Origin of the sequence: Bacillus cereus group sp. MG1 (assembly GCF_040460035.1) — a bacterium.
In the GTDB taxonomy this organism is placed as follows: Bacteria; Bacillota; Bacilli; order Bacillales; family Bacillaceae_G; genus Bacillus_A; species Bacillus_A cereus.
This window is the reverse complement of record NZ_JARVGY010000001.1, coordinates 3217666-3235021: the sequence shown is the minus strand read 5'-3', so window position 1 is coordinate 3235021 and position 17356 is coordinate 3217666. Positions and strand designations below refer to the sequence as shown.

Sequence of the window (17356 nt, the reverse complement as noted above, 5' to 3'; positions counted from 1 at the left end):
CTCCTCTCAGAGTATACGGCTCTCCATCAATTGCTTGTCAAAGTTATTTTTTTCTGTTTTTCGCTATAAGTTCTACTCTCATATCATAGTGAATTTCATTATGGCAATCCTCACATACGGCTAATGTTTTGCGTCTACGGGCAATCATTAATTTTTGCCATTTGGCTTTGCCTTTCTCAACATCTTTCATTTTTCGGACATGGTGCATTACTAAGTTAGAATCGGTTTTACCACAATGTTCACATTTGTTGGCTGACAACCTATCCATAAGACTAGTTGTTGACATATGAACTCTTGAGGCTAACAAGTTGTCGATGTTATTTTCTTGTGTTTTCATCTTAGTTATATCAACCGTTCTAAATCCTTCCCTGTAGAAAGAATGAGAGTGTTGTTTGCCTTTTTTATCTTTGTAATTGACTATGAATACACCGTTTTTGCAATATTTCCCCTTAATTTTTCCGATTGAGCTTTTATATTTATTGGCGAATGTTTTATACATGCTGTATTCTAGAACGTAACTGAATTTTTGGAGTACCGTTGAATTAACTGCATATTTGTAGTAGTTGTACATCCCTCTGATCTGTAATACATAATTATGTAGTATTTCCAAATCATCTAGGTGTGCCATTTCCGGTCTATGCTTTGGTTTCCAAGTTTCTTTCCCATTCACATACTTCATTTCTAAAACATTCAGGGCAAGTAATTTATTTCGCCATGTTTCATGGGGGATTTCAAGTCTTACTTTTAGATTGTGATGTCTTCTTTTTGCACCTTTCACCGAGTATTTGGTAAATAACTCGTTTCTAGTGATATTGACGTTGTACCCAAGAAATGTTGCTTTCTTGCTAGAGTGGGTGATAAGTGTTTTTTCTTCTGATAAAGTTAATTTTAATTCTTCATTGAGAAATTGAGCTATATCAGATTTAATGGCTTTGGCATCATCTTTACTGCCGATTATCATTACAATAAAGTCATCAGCATATCTAACATATTTTAGTGACTTAAATTTATCCGACATTGGATTGTAGTAGGGACGTTGTCCCCTTTCCTTAACCCATTCGTTGACTTGCTCGATTAATTCCTGAGCTTCATTGTGTTTACCTTGTTCTCTTAGTAAGTCTGCTTTCTTACGCCCTCTTTTTATTTTGAGGTGTAAGTATTGATATCTTTTATCAACTTCTCTGTCTTTTGGTTGACCTTTTCCGAACTTTTCAGCGTATTTTTCCATGTATATATCTAGTTCGTTTAGATATATGTTGGCAAGAAGAGGACTGAGAATCCCTCCTTGTGGTGTTCCACTGAATGTTTTGTGGAATTGCCAATCCTCCATGTACCCAGCTCTTAGGAACTTCCATATTAATCCGATGAGTGTTTCGTCATTGATACGTTTTCTTAGTAGGTTAATTAGGATATGGTGGTCGATATTGTCAAAGAAACCTTGAATATCACCTTCAATAAACCATTTAGTTCCATTACCACTCTTTTTAATTTGTTTCAAAGCTGTATGACAACCCCTATTTTTCCTGAATCCATGTGAGTTCTCAGAGAAGTTTGGTTCATAAATTGCTTCTAAGATATACTTTATTACTAATTGGACAAGTTTATCGTCAAATGTCGGTACCCCAAGAGGACGTTTTTTCTTACTCCCTTTTTTATCAATATATACTCGCTTAACAGGAGTAGGTTTATAGTTACCATTTTTAATGTTGTTGATGATTTTAGATACTCTATTTTTTGAGAAGCCATCAACAGTTTTATTTATGGTTCCTCTGGTCATATTACCTGGATTGGCATATATTTCTTGATAACCTTTATAGTAGAATTCTGGATTATAAAGATTTCTATATAATCTTTTGAACTTATAGTTTTCTTTAATAGTATTCTTCGACAAGGTGTTCAATACATAAACTGGATTTCTCATCAGCATCTCGCTTCCTTCCTGTTTATTATCATCATGAACTAATTGACTACCTTCCTTCGCCATCCTGATTTCACAACCATGACCTAACGTAATTTGTCATACGTTAGTGTGATAGGCTTTCCCTATCTCTGACTACTACGAAGGCTCCGTTACCATATGGAATATTCAAGAGCCACATTTCTTGGTTTTTACCTTGAAATCATCCTCTATAGCCATAAATGGCGCTTCCACTTAGGTAATCCCCATTTAGTACCTTGTAAATAGTTTGTAGTAATGTCGGTTGGGACTTTCAATCTTTACTAATGTACTTTAGTTGGTTCTCTAGTGTGAAACACACCTCTCTCCACAAAAAATAGATGAGCTGAACTAGAGACATATCGTTTCAATGTCTATTTCGATATGGTCGTCGATAAGACCCCTTGATTTATCCTTCACGCAGTTTAGCATTCAACCTTGTTTACCACGGTACACCTAGAAATTCAGTCGCACTCATGACATTAGAGTGACTTATCCCGTTGCAGCCATGCTACACTCCCCGCTCACTTTCGATTACGGATAAGGCTACCGGTGTCGGGTTGTTATCTTGTTTCACTTCACCCGCTGATTTACTAAATCAGAGTTTACAAGGCCCTTATGGGCGCACATTTGTTTCTACCACATTGGTATAATGACGTTCTTTCATAAAAAGCATTTTTTCTTCCATCTTTTTTAGAATCACGCTCAGTAGCTGAAACGCTTCCATTGGCTTTTCTGCAATCGAGTCAACTTGCTTTACATTTTGGTATGGACCGAACTCTAATCCTCCCTTTAAATCAATAATAAACAGGTGCGTATAATCGGCTTGTGCAATAATAAGAGATGTCATCACATTCTTTAGGAATACAGTCTTTCCCATACGTGTTAAACCACCTAATGTCATATGTGGTGTTTTATCAAAATCGTGATAAATTAATTGTTCTAAACTTTGACCGATTGGCACAAGCCATTTTCCAGCTTGCATTAAATTTGTTGACCATTCCCACTTCTTCGGTATCTCTTGATCGAATACACGAATGTTCAATTTATAGTTGTCATAATGAATTCGAACAGGTTTATTTAATCCTTCACTCACAACATCTTCCACCTTCTGAATGATTTTACTTGGCATACCAACAGGTAATTCATACACATATGTTGTACTTCGATCATCCTGAGTTTGCATCTTAAATGTTGGATAATGAATCCTATCATCTTTTTTAATTGCAATTCCTGACACTTCAAAAAATACTTGTATCTTCTTTTTATCATCTATTTTACTTTTAAACCGATCACTTACGAATGCAATAGTTAAAGCTGTCGTCGGAACCAATAGTAATTCCAGCATAAACATTTCTCCTTTAGATATCCTATAAGGATATCATTGCACTTTTTTTGAAGGTAACAGGACGAACATTTTTGCTTATGAGTCCTACTGTCCCTCTCTTCCACATCGTATTCCTTTATAGAAACATAACGAGAACATAACGTAGAAGATATAGGAACGAGCCCGTAAGCGTCGTATACAAGGTTATACGTGGAAGCCAATGTGGAACACTCTTCCCCATTTTTTCAGCTACACTCATCGCAATTACAGACAAACCTGTTGCCGTCCAAATAATGACTGCTTCTCCTGCAAGTGTCATAGCCATTCCTCCTCAACCAGTTCCTCTTTCTCACGAAATTTGATCCCTGATTTGGTAGCTACAATTTGATACCGCTCCATTAAATCTTGCCAATTCAATATATCTTCCTCTTCTCCATATAAATCTTCTTCAATAACTTGTGATAAGCTGAAATACCCTTTGTACTCTTTGTTATCAAATACTTCATGGTTCCTCATGTGAGTAAGAATTGATTCCGTCTCTTTTCTGGATCTTGACTCGTTATACATGTGGCGTAATTCTTTTGATGAATATAAATACGGAGTTACATTGAGATAACTATAATGAGAACGCATGTAACCCTCTCCTCTCTTGATATCTACAGTGCCATACGGAATTCCAAGTAGAATTCTTCGTGGGCTTCCGTATGGAAGTAATATAGGTATATGAACGAGAAGAAGGATTATTGCCTGTCCATAGAAAAATATTAATAAAGACAAGCGAAAATTTATAAGTGGGTGTGTAAATTATGAAGAGTGAATTGAAGCAAATATTAGATAAAAGGGGAGTTAAATACTCTCATGTTGCAAAACAAGCGAAAATTAGCAATTCTGCAATGACAAATTTATTAAAAGGTGGACTCCCTACCTTACCTGTGGCATATCGAATAGCTAGGGTGTTAGAGATGAAATTAGAGGATATTTGGGTTGAAGAAGGTGAGGATTTTTGAATAAAAAATTAAATATAAAGGCTTCACTATCAGAGAAACTTTTGGAGAACAAAAAATTTTATGGGATAGAAATTAAGGTTAGAAGGAAAACACCAAGAGAAAAAATATAACCAGGAGTAATTACAATGTCAAAACAACCACCATTTAAAACATTAAATCAAATTATCGAAAATTATTATGACCCTAAAACTGGATTAATTGAAGTTGAAAATTTCATCAAAAGTTTTGAGAAAGAATCACTATTTGTATTAGATTACAAAGGCATTATGTATCAAAAAACATCTGCTCTAAAATATGATCAAGGTTATGAAATACTATTGCTTCCTTATACAGAACTACATTCAAATTCTAAACAAGATTTACTACAACTATTAAAGCGTAAAATAATTGTTTATTTCACGTATACAGATAGTGATCAAAAACAAGAAGATTTCTTCCCGGATATGGGAAAACGAATTTTTTCATTTATGAGTCATATGTTAAAAGGTGCACAGCAAAATAAAAGAGCAATTCCAGTACGTTTTATTTTGATGGATATTGAAGCAGTCGGATTTATTCCCAAACTCCCGAAATTCATGGCCGGATGCCGAGGTTTCAGTGTGGGCACCTGCTTATTTGTAGATGATAAATTAACACTTACATATGGCTATAACAAAGAACAAGTAGACAAAATGTACAAAAATAGTGTAGTTACATCAAAATAAAATACTATGAATATGTATTAATTTAATGCAACTTAAAACAGGAGGTTGAACACATGAGTTATGATACCGTCGCATCACTACAACGTATGCAACAATTAGAGCAGGCTCAAGCTGCAACTGGAAAACGATTGATTTTAAAGCGCATAAACCCTACACTAGACATTTGGTTAATTGTTATCGGATTTATTTTATTTATCCCTACATTAGGATGGTCTCTTATACTCTATGCCCTTTTCTTCGGCATCAGAGAATTTTTTTCTAAAACATATTTAGTTAAAAACGTTGCTACTGGGGAGAAATTCAGAGTCGATAAACAAGACTTCAAACAGTATAAGAAGAGTTTTAAGAAGAAAGAAAAACAAGTTAGAAGAATATCTGATTTATAAAAATATATTTAACATATACATTTATCGGTCAATAATAAGTTCTATTCTTCACTAATATTGGATATATTATTTATACATCTAGAGAATCACCACATGAGGCACCTTCAGCTGGGGAAGGTGCCTTTTTATTTTGATAGAACATCACGTACTTTAGAAGCATATATTAAATTGCTCCTGGCATGATGCCTTTCTATATACAGAAAAAGCATTCGGGCCTCACCACCCTGGATTGCTTTTTCTCATATTTCAGCATGTTGCTACATACAATGCAATTAACACGTTCCCTTTTTATATAGCATCCTATGTAATCAGAGCACTCCACAAGAGTACTCTGATTTTTATTGTTCATATTTATTCCTTTCGTTACATATGATTACTATCGACAAACCAAATGAGAGATATATCTTTATAATGTTAAAAAAGAGCGTTCCTCACTCGCCAGAGGAATGCTCTTTTTCCGTTCATTTCACATACACATAGGTCTTATTCGTAGTCTCAGAGTATGAACGATCTCAAAAATGGTGTCATCCTAACCCTCAAACCTCACATACTCCCCAGAAACCCATTGATTTCCACCAACGTTGTACCAGCCATTTTGAATGCCCCAAGATTGATAGCGTTCCCCTCGGTACACATTCTTTACAATGCCATAATTTGTTCCTGGTCCTGTACGAACGCGTAAGACATCCGCTGTAATCGTAACAATACCTACACCATTGTTAGATGGTTTTGTAGAACCTGCATTCCCACCACCGTTATATGCGTTTTGCACCCTTTCTATAAAAGAATTCCAGCGCCCTTCCGCTAACATACGATGCGGGCAGTATTTTCCACTCCACGATTGGTGTGTGCGAACTTTACTGATTGGAATGTTGTATTGTTTCATGAGCCCAGCTACAACAATAGTTGCATTATTTTCTGCTTTATAATATCTATCTCCGCCGCTTAAAGAATAGCAGATTTCCACACTAATCGACTTTCTGTTTCCTGAACCATTCCCATCTCCACAAGCCCATGCATTCCGTTCTAAAGGTAAGCCTTGTATAGCTTCTTTATCATCTACTGCAACGTGGAATGACACCTCGTTATTATTTCGTATCATATAAGCAATTTCATTCTCAGCTGGCGCATCATTATACGTATTGTGAACTGTGATAAATTCTGGATTCATTGTATAAGGGCACTTTGTACCATATTTACTTGGATCAACTAATTTTTTTCTGATTTCCATTATTGAACATCTCCCTTTTTCTCTTCTTGTTTTTGTTTACCACCTAAAATTTCAACTGCATTTGTTAATGCTGAAGGTAAGGGGATTCCCATACGACCAGCGTTTTCTAAAAGTGAAAGTAACTCATTGCCCATGAAGAAGAAAATAGTCGCTTCACGAATTGCGCTGTTACTTCCCAGTGCTGCATCTAATTGTGCTGCTGCCCCAACTAAAAGAAAAAGCACCACCTTTTTGGCGATGCCTTTGAAACCAACTTTACTTTTTAATTCTCCGTTATATCCTGCTGCTATCATGCCAGTTACATAATCAATAACTGCCATTGTTACTAAGATTTTCAATGTTGCATCCCATCCTCCCAAGAAATACCCACAAAAGCCACCGAATGTAGCTATAAATGCTTTCATTAATACATCAATTCGTTCCATTTTCCCACTCCTTTATTCAGCCTGCTTATGCACGCTTAACGTTTACACTCTAAATTAAAAAACTCATTGCAATATGAATTGTATTACCGCTCTGAACACCATTTACGAAAATCCCACCATCACTTTTAACTGTAACTTCACAAACTGTTGGTCCATTGCCATAAGCAAGTGCTGGGAAAGCAATGTTTTGTACAGGGCGAAATCCAGCCGGAAGGGTTGCAAATACTGTCGTATTTGTCGGATTTCTAACTGATCCAATGACAGATATCTGCTCACCATTTTTTTTATATTTCATATTTCTATCAGTAACACTTTCTGCTCCAGTTATTGCAAGATTAGTCCACCCTGTATCTGTTGCTTGCCTAATAGTACCATCTGCTCGAAATTCTACTCGTTTGGACCAATCCCAAGAATCACCTTGTTCTTTTGTAGAAGGAGCAAATATCAACTCTCCTTGCGCCCCTTTATGAATAACTGTCTTATAAGAACGACTTCCTAATACAATTGCATTATCACTCTTAAATTCAAGTAATCCATTTATGATGTCGCCAGCTTTTTTCAGAAGATTATCAGCAAAAACATTGAATGCCCCAGTAGGCGATTTTTCAAACAATACTTTATTATTTTTCCAGTCTTTTAAATATAATTGACCATCCGAGACTCCTACAAGACCGATATCTAATACCTTATCCTCACTATTGAATCCAACTCCAATATTGGAACCGATTGTCGGTCTCATTGTTAGATAACCTGTCATCATCCCGCCTGAACGCTTTACGACGTCCATTTTATCAACCGCTTGCTGCAAAGCATCTATCTGTTTCTTGAGATTATCAAAATCAGAAATATAATTTTCAATTTTAATATTTCCTTCTTTCACATCACGTCTTAATGTAATCCGAATATCTGGTGTACTCATTCGTTCTGTACTTTTTTCCATCACAAAATAAGCTGTCCAATCATCCGATGTGGAAACAGCTTGAGATGTAAACGTATAGGAAAACACACCATTTTTTGAATCAACTATTTGAGCATCATCTCGAATGAATACTCCTGTATGATTTGTCGCTTCATATTTAACCGCATATCCTGTTAAATCCACATTCTGCCCTTTTTCTCTTACGTACACAGTGAGCCTCAATCCATTCTTGTCATTCTGCCGAGAACGAATTGTTTTTGTGAACACAGGATCTGCTAAGTCTATAATAATTTCCTCGTTTCGCATGACTACACCTCTCTCTAACTATTCCTTTTCACGCGTCTAGGCGGTCTTCTTTGGCGCTTTACTTTGTTCCTATGTTTTATATTCCCTTTAGACTTTATCGGCTCTAATTCTTCAAATTTAACCTCTGTTTTGATTACATGCTCCTGAAATGCGCTTGTCAATTGTGAAAGCATCCCATATAACCCCACACCATTTTCCTCTGATTCTTTTGGAATAACTAAACCATAATGTGTAGGAATTGCCTCTGTAGTAATTGTCGGCTCTCCTTCTTTACGATTCATACGCATCTCATAAAGTTTTGGAATATCTGTTTTCAAATTGTACTGTTTAATTTCCCATTCCATTACCTTTTCAAGTAAGCTGGATGTAATAGGACGGATATTGGTTTTATATGTTTCTTTTGAAGAAACTTTGAAGTCTGAAGCAATTACTCCTTGATAATATGTCCCAAGGGCGGTTTTCACTTGGATATACCCATTGTCCCAATTCGAATTGCGTATTATTGCATTTGGGAGCATGATATCTGTATCCCCTCCAGATGCAACCCCGATACTTGCAATCCAATTGTCATTACGATAAAAGCGGAATTGATCTTTAACCTTAAATCTCATCTCACTTTGGGCATCTAGGACAATCATTTTATCAGCATCGAGCATTGCATTCCCTGTTTGTGAAAAGTATAAAGAAGTTGCATTCAAGTACCCATTACCATCGAGTCCCTTTGTGATTCCAATTCCACCAGACTTAACACTTACATCTGAGAATTGATACAACATGATGGCGCCGTTTGCACCTGTTTGATCTGAGTCACCACCTAGAATAAAAGTGGGCTGTATTTCACCTCTACTATTTTTGTAATACCCAATAAAGGCTCTTACTTTCGAGGATTCATAGAGACGAATAAATTGTTTAGATATATTTACAAAATTAGCCGAATTAGATGTTTTCAAAGTTGAACCTGTTATTTCTCCGCCTTGCACCAGATTCCCACTTAACGTACCTGCAGTAATAAAATCAGCAACAATTCTTCCATCACTTGTAATAGCAGTTCCATATGGTCCATTCACACCTGTGGAAGAATACCCTAATCCATTCAAGTTCCATTGCCAAACCTTTTTAGCACTCCTTTCATCTTTCGTATCCATAATTAAAATACGATCTGGATAAACACGGACATGCCCTCCGAATCCTGAATTAATAAGGCTTGTAGCATTTGCTTTTGCTGCATCCAAAATCGAACTTGGCATATTTGATAACTCTTCTTGTACCAGGTCAACCCTACCAGAAACATCCGTAAAAGATTCTTTGAAATTACCAATAGTTATATCTAGATACTCTTTTTTTATCGGGTCATACTTATAAGCAATTACCTTCGCTTTTATATCAATTCCATCTTCTTGATGTTCAACCGTAACAGTATCTGCCATATAAACACTTTGTAAATGCTTATAATCCTTATACTCTTCCGTTTGTGATAACTCCTGAAACTTAACGTTATAAGTTGCTTTAGGCTGATCAACCTTTTGAATAGCAAACATATCCTTGGCTGCCTGGCGTAATAACCTATATGCTTCTTCTAACGGAACTGCATCTTCATCGTCAGCATTTTCACCAATAGCTGCTTTGATATGTTTAAACTCAACCACTTTAATTTTAGGATGAGGATACTTATTTATAAGTGGACTATCCACATATTTTTCAGGAAGAAATAACCCATCAAAACCTTGTGGCATGATTCTAGTTATGGGACTTTTCCAATCCACATTACCCTCATATCCTAGTAAATCTTTCTTATGACGAATCACTATCCCACGATCCATACCACGATTTTGTAGCATCTTCACATCAAAATTATCTCTTTTTAATTCGCCACCCCAACGATTAACAAATGAATTGTCTTGACTAGAATCCAATAATGCTTCCACAGGATTTTTTCTGACAATACGTGCACTTGCTATCTTTGGTACATCTGAATAAAACTGAAAAGGATGCTTGTATTGGCATCCTGCTGACATACGATTCATAGCCCCATTCCCATTTGTTGTTTCAGCGAAAATGTCTTCAATTAGATTCTCTGTTAAGTCATAAAAAATGTGATAACATTGCGCTGTAATCTCACCCATACTGACTTTAGGAGCTGCCACTCGAAATAGTTGTTCACCATCAGGAGTTAGAACTTTAATAATACTCATTCCCTCTATTTCCAGACCATGCGGCGCAAACAATGGATAACTAAATGAAAATAAAAATAAACCATTGAGTTCTTCCTCAACAGTTGCGTTATAAATGTTTTTATCTAAAGCTCCTATACCATTGTGTGTAAAATCATTCTCATTTGGTTTATATAAAGTAATCATTTATATCTCCACCTAGGTCGAATTTCCATAAATTGAATTGCTCCTGACCACTCTATTTTATTTTCACCTACGTTGAATATAGGGAACTTCCCGACCATTTTATTATTCATTGATATGGTATCGGTATATGCTTCAAGTACTTCTGAGTCTATAACAACAGAACCATTCACATCTTTTATTTGAAAAGAGACGTCATTGATTGTTATACGGAAAGTACCGTTTCCCACAATCCAAAACTTAGGATCAGATTCAATTGTACCTGGATTATAAATTACACCAGGTTTGGTGAGCTTTAGATTGACATCCTCTGTATATTCAAAGGGATCTAGCTTGAAATCCACTTCAAATTCACCGTGTTCTTCAATTTCATTTACAATATCACCTACTACAACATGTTTAATTTTTCGATACACATCATCATCAGTAAAATATAATGTTTTTCCATTCATCAACCACGACTTCATACGTCGCACCAACGGCTTAATATTCTCTTCTTCAAGCATATTGAACTTTATTTTTAAAGGAACGTCTTTAAACGCCCCTTTTTTTGTAAGTGAACCATGTCTACCAGACACTTCAATATGTTCTACTTCTTGTTCTGCTGTAGGAATAACAGGGCGTCCTACTATACATATTCCGTAGTCACTTGCCAACTGATTATCGATACCTATGTCTAGCAATTTAAGTCCTCCCTATTCCTATTTTTGAATTACGCCCTTTTTGAGCAAGTGCATCATCTATTTTTCCGACCATGCGGTCGATATCACGATCATCCCTCACTGAAGGATTATAAATATTAATTACAGTTGGTTCAGTAGACATTGTTGCTGCAATCCCTTCACCAATCTCACCCAATGTCTTTTTGTTCAACGGTAAAACTGCTTCTCGCCCCGCTTCTCCCGCACCTTGCAACTGACCATTACTCATGCCGAAAATTGTAGGTCTAGTAAAGATACCGCCTTTTGCACGCCATTGCACATCGATACCGGATGGGAAAGTAATGTCTTTACCCAAAATATTTTTCGTACTAGTTTGCAGGCTAAAGTGTGGCATTTTTGGCATTTCTGGTTTTGGAATCTTTAATTTCAAATCACTGAAAAACCCTTTGATTTTATCAATGAATCCCTTTACTTTATCTACCGCATCTTTTATCGGATCAACGATAAATCTCTTTGCTGCATCAAATTTTTCTTGCGCTGCATTCTTTACAGAATCAAATTTTTCCCGTGCCGTATTGTACATATCATTGAACTTCTCTTTTGCAGAATTATAAGCTGAAATCACTGGATCAATAATATATTTATAAACTAGATTCCATGCCGTAAGTGTATAAGATTGGATTTTGGCCCAATTACCTAGTATCCAATTCGCTAAATCATTCAATTTTTCTTTCGTTGCATTCCACAATTCCTGAACAGGCTGAATGACATATTGTTTTACTAAATTCCATGCTGCGGAAGTATATGATTTCACTGTCTCCCACTGTGAATTTAACCAAGAAACAAGCTCACCGATTTGTCCTTTAACCCAGTTCCATGCTTCTTGAATAGGTTGAGTAATATATTGTTTAAATAAGCCCCAAGCAACTTGTGCAGCAGCCTTTATAAGTTCCCACTGCGTACTAAGCCATGTGACCAATTCACCAATTTGTGCACTTATCCAATCATACGCTTCCTGGATCGGCTGTATAATATATTGAGATATTGCCGCCCAAGCAATTTGTGCACCTGCCTGTATTAATAGCCATCCTGCTTCAAGAACCGTCGAAATTAGTGAAATAATTGGGTCTAAAACTGTCAGTATTGTATTCCAAGTATCTTGCCAAGCTTGAGTCAATGTTCCCCACAATTCAGATGCTGTTTCGACAATCCCCGTCCACAATCCACTGAAAAATTCACCTAAAGGAGACAATATACTATCTGCTAATTCAATGAATGAAGACCACGATTCTGAAAAATAATCAGTAATACCTGTCCAAATTTCCGATGCCGTATCAGAAATACCCGTCCATAGATCAGTGAAAAATTGACCTATAGGTTCAAAGAATTCATTTACCATATTTAAAAAATTTGACCAGGCTCCAGAAAAGTAATCAACTGTGGCAGACCAACCATCACTGCATGCCTGAACTAAACTAGACCACAATTCACCAAACCAATCTTTAAATTGGGACCATTTTTCAGAAAGCCAATCGGTTATTGCCCCCCAATTTTGAATTACTGCTATAACCACTGTAATTACAGCAGCTATACCAGCAATAACAAGCATAACTGTACCAATCGTTGTCCCTAGTGCTATGCATGATACAACTACAGCCGCAATAATAGGAGCTAAAAGACCTACTACAGCCGTTAATCCTAGAAAAATAAAAGTAAAATTTTGAATCGGCTCTGGTAATTTAGTAAATCCATCAACTAAAATCTTTATTCCCTCTACTACTGGAGGTAAAATATCTTTAGCCAATTCAGCAAGCTTTTTTCCAAGGGGTTCAAATGCTGCTTGCGTTTCCCTTAAAGCGCTCTGAAATTGTTGACCGAACGATTCTTCTTGAAGTTTCTTCATTTCATCCATACGTCCAGTTACATCACCAAGACCACCATGTACATTATTTAAACTAAGTACAGCTTCAGCGCCCATGTCTTCCCATTTCACGCCAAATAAAGCAACACCAATCTGGTTTGCTTTTACTTTGTCATCCATCTTTTGAAGATCACCTAACACAGCATTAAAAACATCGGCTGCAGTTCCCTTACCTTCATTGAATGACTTCCATACTTTTTGCGTCTCTTCAGATAAATCGCCGAATCCTTCTGATACACCTTTCGAACCATCTTGTACACGGATACCAAATTCTTTCACTAGGTCATTGATATAGTCTAAGTTATACGAACCACTTTTTGTTCCATTTGCTAAAATCGTAAACATTTCTTGAGCACTAAAACCACCTTGTTTAAATAAAGGCGCATATTCAGATAAATTATCAAATAATTCATCCGAATAATTTAAACCTTCTTGAGCACCGGCAGCAAGTAAATCAAATGTTTCTTGTGTAGATAAACCAAATTGACTCATCAACTGCCCTGCACCACGAGTCGCTTCGTTTAAATCAACATCGTAAACTTTAGCTAATGTTAAAACGTTTTCCGATGCACCTTGTAATTCTTCATGTGGAACATCGCGCATATTTTGATAGACTTTTATAAGCGCATTATCTACCTCTTCAAGATTTTCACCAAAACCTTTTTTCCAAGTATCAACAGCAATCTTTTGAAGATTTTCGGCACCTTTTCCAGTCAACCCTAACGAAGCTTGAATTTTCCTCTGTGATCCATCAAACTCTATTGCTGTATTTACAATTGACTTTCCCATTTCAATCAATTTTTCGGATATTCCTTGTAGAACTTCAGCGGCTTCCATTAAATTGTTCATATCAAGTTTCTTATTGATTTCCGCCATACCATCCGCCGCTTGTGAACCACTCCGCCCAACACTCTGTAATGAGTTTTCAAATTGCTTTAATGTAGTTTTTGCTTGGTTTAATTTAGCCTCAAGTTGCTGCACTTCGGTAGAATTCTCACCATACACACGCTTTGCTGCACTTAATTGTTGTTCTAAGTTATGAACGACCCTATCAGTCATTTCCATTTGCTGACGTAGTTGTTTCTGTGCTAATTCCAACTTATCAGCTTCACTAGCGTTTGCTCCTAATTCAGCATTCTGAAGTTTAAAAGAGCTTGTGAGTTTCTTTTGTTCTGCCTCAAGTTTCTTAGAATTCTCTTGTAAATCAAGTAAAGTTCCACGTGCTTCCCTAGCTTCAATTGCTTGCTCGGAAAGACCTTCATTCACTCTTTTCATTGCATTATCAAGAGAAGTTTCAGCACGTTCTGCATCAAGCAACTTCCCGTACATTTTATTGAGTTGTTGGGCGGTTGTACTTGTGTCCTTGGACATAGCTTGATATTCAGCACGTAACATAGCTGTACGTTTCTTGGCTGCTTCCATTTGAATTTCAAGCTTCTTTTTTTCAGCAAGAAGCTTATCAGTCATTGTCGCATCTTGGCCCATTGCTGCAATATGATTTTTATATTCTTTCGCTGCATTATTCATAACCATATTGATTTGTTTCAATGTATTTGCATACTGAACTTGGCCATCCATTTTAAAATTAAGAACAACGTTTCTTTCTTTACTATTCCCAGGCATTTTCTCACCTCATTTCTTATAGGAATGGTGTTTGATCTAGCGTGTAAATTTGTTTCGGTTTCTGCTCATGTAATGCATCTGGATTGTTGTATCTGAGATGCATAATGAATTGTTTTAGAAAATGTGCAGGTGTGATTTTCCAGAAATCATCCATGCTTAAACCAAGCAACGTATTACCGACATAAAAATAAAAATCCCAGTCCAATTCGGACTGAGATTCCTCGTTTTTAGTCAGTATGTTTTTTACTTTTTTTCTTGCTTCAACTTCTCCATATCAGAATATTGGAAAGTTTGACCACTGAAAATTTCATATACAACGATGAAAATATCAGGTAAATCATTCATAGGAATAGCACCTTTCAATTCATCTAATGTACATTCTGTACCACCACTACGTACCATCGCATAAATTAATGCACGCATCAATTTCGCTTCATTTTCTCCCAGGCTAAATTGTCCTTTTCTTAACATATCATTCATTTCTTTTTCAAATTCATGATAGGGTGTTCCATACGCCTCTTCCACATAAGGAAAAGATTCAAAAGTAAAAACAACAGGGATTGAAACCCCCTGTATCTTAATGCTATTTCTAGTTATATTAACGTTAACTAAATCACTTAAACGTGCCATAGTTACCCTCCTTATTTACCTGTTTGCGTCGTTCCACCTAGCTGCGCCAGTTGAGATTCATCACAAATTACTTGTTTCAGGAAATCTTCAGCTTTAATTCCTTTTGCCTCTGGATCACCCGTATCTAATTCAGCTTGTGTTACATCATTAAATAACAATGGATCTGCTGTAATTGTGTAAGCAATATCATCCACAGTCATTTCATCACCTTGTGTTTTCCAAGATTCTTCTACTGGAGCAACCGTACATTTTGGATACCAACGTAATATTTTTGTTCCATCATTTAAAGGGAATACAACACCTACTGCGAACTTTGGATACTCCTTCGCCTTCGCTGTTTCAAAAGACACGCCTTTTTTACGTGTTTTAGCAAAGATTTTATCTTTCACTTCACGATTTAGACCAGCAAGATTAAAAGCTAATCCAAACGCTGTATTTTTGACAATGTTAATAATTTTTTTGTTAGATGCCCACTTTGTAAAATTAGTAGAAGTAGTGGAAATCGTTAAATCAGAAATATTCGTTTGTCTATAAACAATATCCTCATAAGTTGGTAGTGCACTAGAAGTTTCATTTCCCTTCATCAAGCATAGATATAAATCTTCAATCCCTACGGAATATTGAATTTCTTTATTTTCAATTGTCATGTATATCATCCTCACATTCTATTCATTATTTTTTGTGCCATAATATCAGCAATTTTATCCCCTTCTGCATCGAAGGTATTCTGAACAAAGTGTTTTCCTTTCACACGCCCCTTACCTTTTACTTTTTTGTGGCCATGTTCAACTAAATACCAATACCAAGCTTCATCTTTAAATTCCACAGATACACGATCATCTTTCACAACAACCTTTAGGCTATCCCTTAAATGTGTCCGCTTGTTTTTATTGGATGCTTTGATTTTTGGTTTTAATTTACTAGCAAAATACTTGGCTGCTTCATCTAACACATCCAAACTTACTTTTTTATTCACCCGTAATAGCGTATTGATATCTTCTAAAGCTTCAGCAAAGCCATTGTTGTTTGAAGCCATTACTGGATACACCTCACATACGTTATAAACTGCGTGATAGTGTCGTCATTCTCGTCATAGCCCATTCCATCAAATTGAGAATAAGACACGCCTGCTTCGTTAAAAACAGCCTTTAATGGCTCGTAATCTTTTTCAGTTCCGTTTGTAATAACTGCAATTTGATAAAGTGGCATATCTTTTAGGACCTTATTAGAAGCCCTCTTATGTTGCTCATTCACAAATTCATACACAATATAAGGGTAATCTATCCCTGTAGGAGCACTATCACGAGAAACTGGAATACCAGATTTCTTCATAAGGCTTCGCAACTGTTCAAAACTAATTTGCATACGATAGTGACACCTCCATCAATCGGTCTTCTTCTTTTACATAAATGCGCTCAATGTTATAAATACGGCCACCAACTTTTACACGATAATTCTTTTGATCGTTTTCAATATCTCGATCAATACGAACTTCAATTTTCTTTACAATTTCATTCGTATCTTTCGTTGTAAATTTGTCAGTGGCCGTAACTCCAATGTTGTTATAACGAATTTTACGTTCTAACGGATATCCCATCACAACACGGTCTGTTTCTGGATCAATCGTTTCTCCTAATTTAAGTAGCTCACCCATCCATTTGAGTTTATTCGTCTTTCTCTTCATCGACATAAACCTCCTGGACAAAGAATGGTGTTAAAGCATTGAGAGCATGTTCTAATTCTTTTTCAGCGACTCTGTAATCATAGAAAATACCGGCGACCATAACAATTAAATACTCAGTCTGTTTGCCTGTCGCATTTTTTACATAAGTCTTTGCTTGTTCAATATAAAAAGAGAGCATGGTTTCATCCATACCCTCTTCCCAATGAATATGAGATTTTAATTTCTCAATTAAATCATCCAT

General features: G+C 36.2%; 19 protein-coding genes and 1 pseudogene. 3 read left to right on the top strand and 17 right to left on the bottom strand.

The features are described 5' to 3' along the window. Window positions 1-43 precede the first annotated feature (43 nt). From QCI79_RS16940 to QCI79_RS16925, 4 genes and pseudogenes are all read right to left on the bottom strand, one after another. Window positions 44-1921 (bottom strand): reverse transcriptase domain-containing protein, encoded by a 1878-nt coding sequence (locus QCI79_RS16940; RefSeq protein ID WP_031310562.1) that lies wholly within the window; start codon window positions 1919-1921, stop codon window positions 44-46. Window positions 1922-2558: 637 nt separating this feature from the next. Continuing rightward, window positions 2559-3284: pseudogene (locus QCI79_RS16935) on the bottom strand (FtsK/SpoIIIE domain-containing protein); the annotation flags it as partial. A 115-nt stretch (window positions 3285-3399) separates the two neighbouring features. Next, window positions 3400-3582 carry a hypothetical protein gene (locus QCI79_RS16930; RefSeq protein ID WP_000170777.1) on the bottom strand — a complete coding sequence of 61 codons (183 nt, stop codon included), beginning with the start codon at window positions 3580-3582 and terminating at the stop codon, window positions 3400-3402. Then, window positions 3579-3896, bottom strand: coding sequence for a hypothetical protein (locus QCI79_RS16925; RefSeq protein ID WP_021728240.1), 318 nt, complete (start codon window positions 3894-3896; stop codon window positions 3579-3581). The genes QCI79_RS16930 and QCI79_RS16925 overlap by 4 nt, the downstream gene beginning before the upstream one ends. A 173-nt stretch (window positions 3897-4069) precedes the next feature. Here QCI79_RS16925 and QCI79_RS16920 point away from each other — a divergent pair, with 173 nt between their 5' ends. From QCI79_RS16920 to QCI79_RS16910, 3 genes are all read left to right on the top strand, one after another. Beyond that, window positions 4070-4270: a helix-turn-helix transcriptional regulator gene (locus QCI79_RS16920; protein WP_021728239.1), complete on the top strand. Its 201-nt coding sequence runs from the start codon at window positions 4070-4072 to the stop codon at window positions 4268-4270. Window positions 4271-4395: 125 nt separating this feature from the next. Then, on the top strand, window positions 4396-4974 hold the full coding sequence (locus QCI79_RS16915) for a hypothetical protein (RefSeq protein WP_021728238.1): 579 nt from the start codon (window positions 4396-4398) through the stop codon (window positions 4972-4974). 53 nt (window positions 4975-5027) lie between these two features. Beyond that, complete coding sequence (locus QCI79_RS16910; protein WP_021728237.1) at window positions 5028-5360, top strand: hypothetical protein; 333 nt, start codon at window positions 5028-5030, stop codon at window positions 5358-5360. A 529-nt stretch (window positions 5361-5889) separates the two neighbouring features. On the opposite strand, the gene QCI79_RS16905 is transcribed toward QCI79_RS16910, so the two are convergent. The 13 genes from QCI79_RS16905 to QCI79_RS16845 are packed head-to-tail and all read right to left on the bottom strand — an operon-like array spanning window position 5890 to window position 17356. After that, window positions 5890-6591: an N-acetylmuramoyl-L-alanine amidase gene (locus QCI79_RS16905; RefSeq protein WP_021728236.1), complete on the bottom strand. Its 702-nt coding sequence runs from the start codon at window positions 6589-6591 to the stop codon at window positions 5890-5892. Continuing rightward, window positions 6591-7016, bottom strand: a complete 426-nt coding sequence (locus QCI79_RS16900; protein ID WP_021728235.1) for a phage holin family protein — start codon at window positions 7014-7016, stop codon at window positions 6591-6593. Before QCI79_RS16900 ends, QCI79_RS16905 begins: the two co-directional genes overlap by 1 nt. 49 nt (window positions 7017-7065) lie before the next feature. Further along, window positions 7066-8241 carry a BppU family phage baseplate upper protein gene (locus QCI79_RS16895; RefSeq protein WP_021728234.1) on the bottom strand — a complete coding sequence of 392 codons (1176 nt, stop codon included), beginning with the start codon at window positions 8239-8241 and terminating at the stop codon, window positions 7066-7068. A 14-nt stretch (window positions 8242-8255) separates the two neighbouring features. Then, the gene (locus QCI79_RS16890) at window positions 8256-10598 is read right to left on the bottom strand and encodes a phage tail spike protein (protein WP_021728233.1); all 2343 of its coding nucleotides are present in this window, start codon (window positions 10596-10598) and stop codon (window positions 8256-8258) included. Further along, on the bottom strand, window positions 10595-11278 hold the full coding sequence (locus tag QCI79_RS16885) for a phage tail domain-containing protein (RefSeq protein ID WP_042991580.1): 684 nt from the start codon (window positions 11276-11278) through the stop codon (window positions 10595-10597). Before QCI79_RS16885 ends, QCI79_RS16890 begins: the two co-directional genes overlap by 4 nt. Window position 11279: 1 nt before the next feature. Beyond that, window positions 11280-14801: a phage tail tape measure protein gene (locus QCI79_RS16880; RefSeq protein WP_209291812.1), complete on the bottom strand. Its 3522-nt coding sequence runs from the start codon at window positions 14799-14801 to the stop codon at window positions 11280-11282. A 16-nt stretch (window positions 14802-14817) separates the two neighbouring features. After that, the gene (locus QCI79_RS16875) at window positions 14818-15006 is read right to left on the bottom strand and encodes a hypothetical protein (RefSeq protein WP_006927278.1); all 189 of its coding nucleotides are present in this window, start codon (window positions 15004-15006) and stop codon (window positions 14818-14820) included. 38 nt (window positions 15007-15044) lie between these two features. After that, window positions 15045-15431, bottom strand: a complete 387-nt coding sequence (locus QCI79_RS16870) for a hypothetical protein (RefSeq protein ID WP_048549484.1) — start codon at window positions 15429-15431, stop codon at window positions 15045-15047. An 11-nt stretch (window positions 15432-15442) separates the two neighbouring features. Continuing rightward, the gene (locus tag QCI79_RS16865; protein WP_048549483.1) at window positions 15443-16078 is read right to left on the bottom strand and encodes a major tail protein; all 636 of its coding nucleotides are present in this window, start codon (window positions 16076-16078) and stop codon (window positions 15443-15445) included. A gap of 11 nt (window positions 16079-16089) precedes the next feature. Beyond that, window positions 16090-16467 (bottom strand): HK97-gp10 family putative phage morphogenesis protein, encoded by a 378-nt coding sequence (locus QCI79_RS16860; RefSeq protein WP_048549482.1) that lies wholly within the window; start codon window positions 16465-16467, stop codon window positions 16090-16092. Beyond that, complete coding sequence (locus tag QCI79_RS16855; protein ID WP_021728204.1) at window positions 16467-16796, bottom strand: hypothetical protein; 330 nt, start codon at window positions 16794-16796, stop codon at window positions 16467-16469. Before QCI79_RS16855 ends, QCI79_RS16860 begins: the two co-directional genes overlap by 1 nt. Next, window positions 16786-17115 (bottom strand): head-tail adaptor protein, encoded by a 330-nt coding sequence (locus QCI79_RS16850; protein WP_021728205.1) that lies wholly within the window; start codon window positions 17113-17115, stop codon window positions 16786-16788. Before QCI79_RS16850 ends, QCI79_RS16855 begins: the two co-directional genes overlap by 11 nt. Then, entirely contained in the window at window positions 17096-17356 is a 261-nt protein-coding gene (locus QCI79_RS16845) for a head-tail connector protein (protein WP_021728206.1), read from the bottom strand. Before QCI79_RS16845 ends, QCI79_RS16850 begins: the two co-directional genes overlap by 20 nt.

Coding starts and splice junctions, on each gene's coding strand:
- QCI79_RS16850 (WP_021728205.1), bottom strand. CDS start 17,115: ATGAAGAGAAAGACGAATAAACTCAAATGGATGGGTGAGCTACTTAAA.
- QCI79_RS16880 (WP_209291812.1), bottom strand. CDS start 14,801: ATGCCTGGGAATAGTAAAGAAAGAAACGTTGTTCTTAATTTTAAAATG.
- QCI79_RS16900 (WP_021728235.1), bottom strand. CDS start 7,016: ATGGAACGAATTGATGTATTAATGAAAGCATTTATAGCTACATTCGGT.
- QCI79_RS16895 (WP_021728234.1), bottom strand. CDS start 8,241: ATGCGAAACGAGGAAATTATTATAGACTTAGCAGATCCTGTGTTCACA.
- QCI79_RS16855 (WP_021728204.1), bottom strand. CDS start 16,796: ATGCAAATTAGTTTTGAACAGTTGCGAAGCCTTATGAAGAAATCTGGT.
- QCI79_RS16925 (WP_021728240.1), bottom strand. CDS start 3,896: ATGCGTTCTCATTATAGTTATCTCAATGTAACTCCGTATTTATATTCA.
- QCI79_RS16910 (WP_021728237.1), top strand. CDS start 5,028: ATGAGTTATGATACCGTCGCATCACTACAACGTATGCAACAATTAGAG.
- QCI79_RS16890 (WP_021728233.1), bottom strand. CDS start 10,598: ATGATTACTTTATATAAACCAAATGAGAATGATTTTACACACAATGGT.
- QCI79_RS16940 (WP_031310562.1), bottom strand. CDS start 1,921: ATGAGAAATCCAGTTTATGTATTGAACACCTTGTCGAAGAATACTATT.
- QCI79_RS16845 (WP_021728206.1), bottom strand. CDS start 17,356: ATGGATGATTTAATTGAGAAATTAAAATCTCATATTCATTGGGAAGAG.
- QCI79_RS16920 (WP_021728239.1), top strand. CDS start 4,070: ATGAAGAGTGAATTGAAGCAAATATTAGATAAAAGGGGAGTTAAATAC.
- QCI79_RS16905 (WP_021728236.1), bottom strand. CDS start 6,591: ATGGAAATCAGAAAAAAATTAGTTGATCCAAGTAAATATGGTACAAAG.
- QCI79_RS16860 (WP_048549482.1), bottom strand. CDS start 16,467: ATGGCTTCAAACAACAATGGCTTTGCTGAAGCTTTAGAAGATATCAAT.
- QCI79_RS16915 (WP_021728238.1), top strand. CDS start 4,396: ATGTCAAAACAACCACCATTTAAAACATTAAATCAAATTATCGAAAAT.
- QCI79_RS16865 (WP_048549483.1), bottom strand. CDS start 16,078: ATGACAATTGAAAATAAAGAAATTCAATATTCCGTAGGGATTGAAGAT.
- QCI79_RS16930 (WP_000170777.1), bottom strand. CDS start 3,582: ATGACACTTGCAGGAGAAGCAGTCATTATTTGGACGGCAACAGGTTTG.
- QCI79_RS16870 (WP_048549484.1), bottom strand. CDS start 15,431: ATGGCACGTTTAAGTGATTTAGTTAACGTTAATATAACTAGAAATAGC.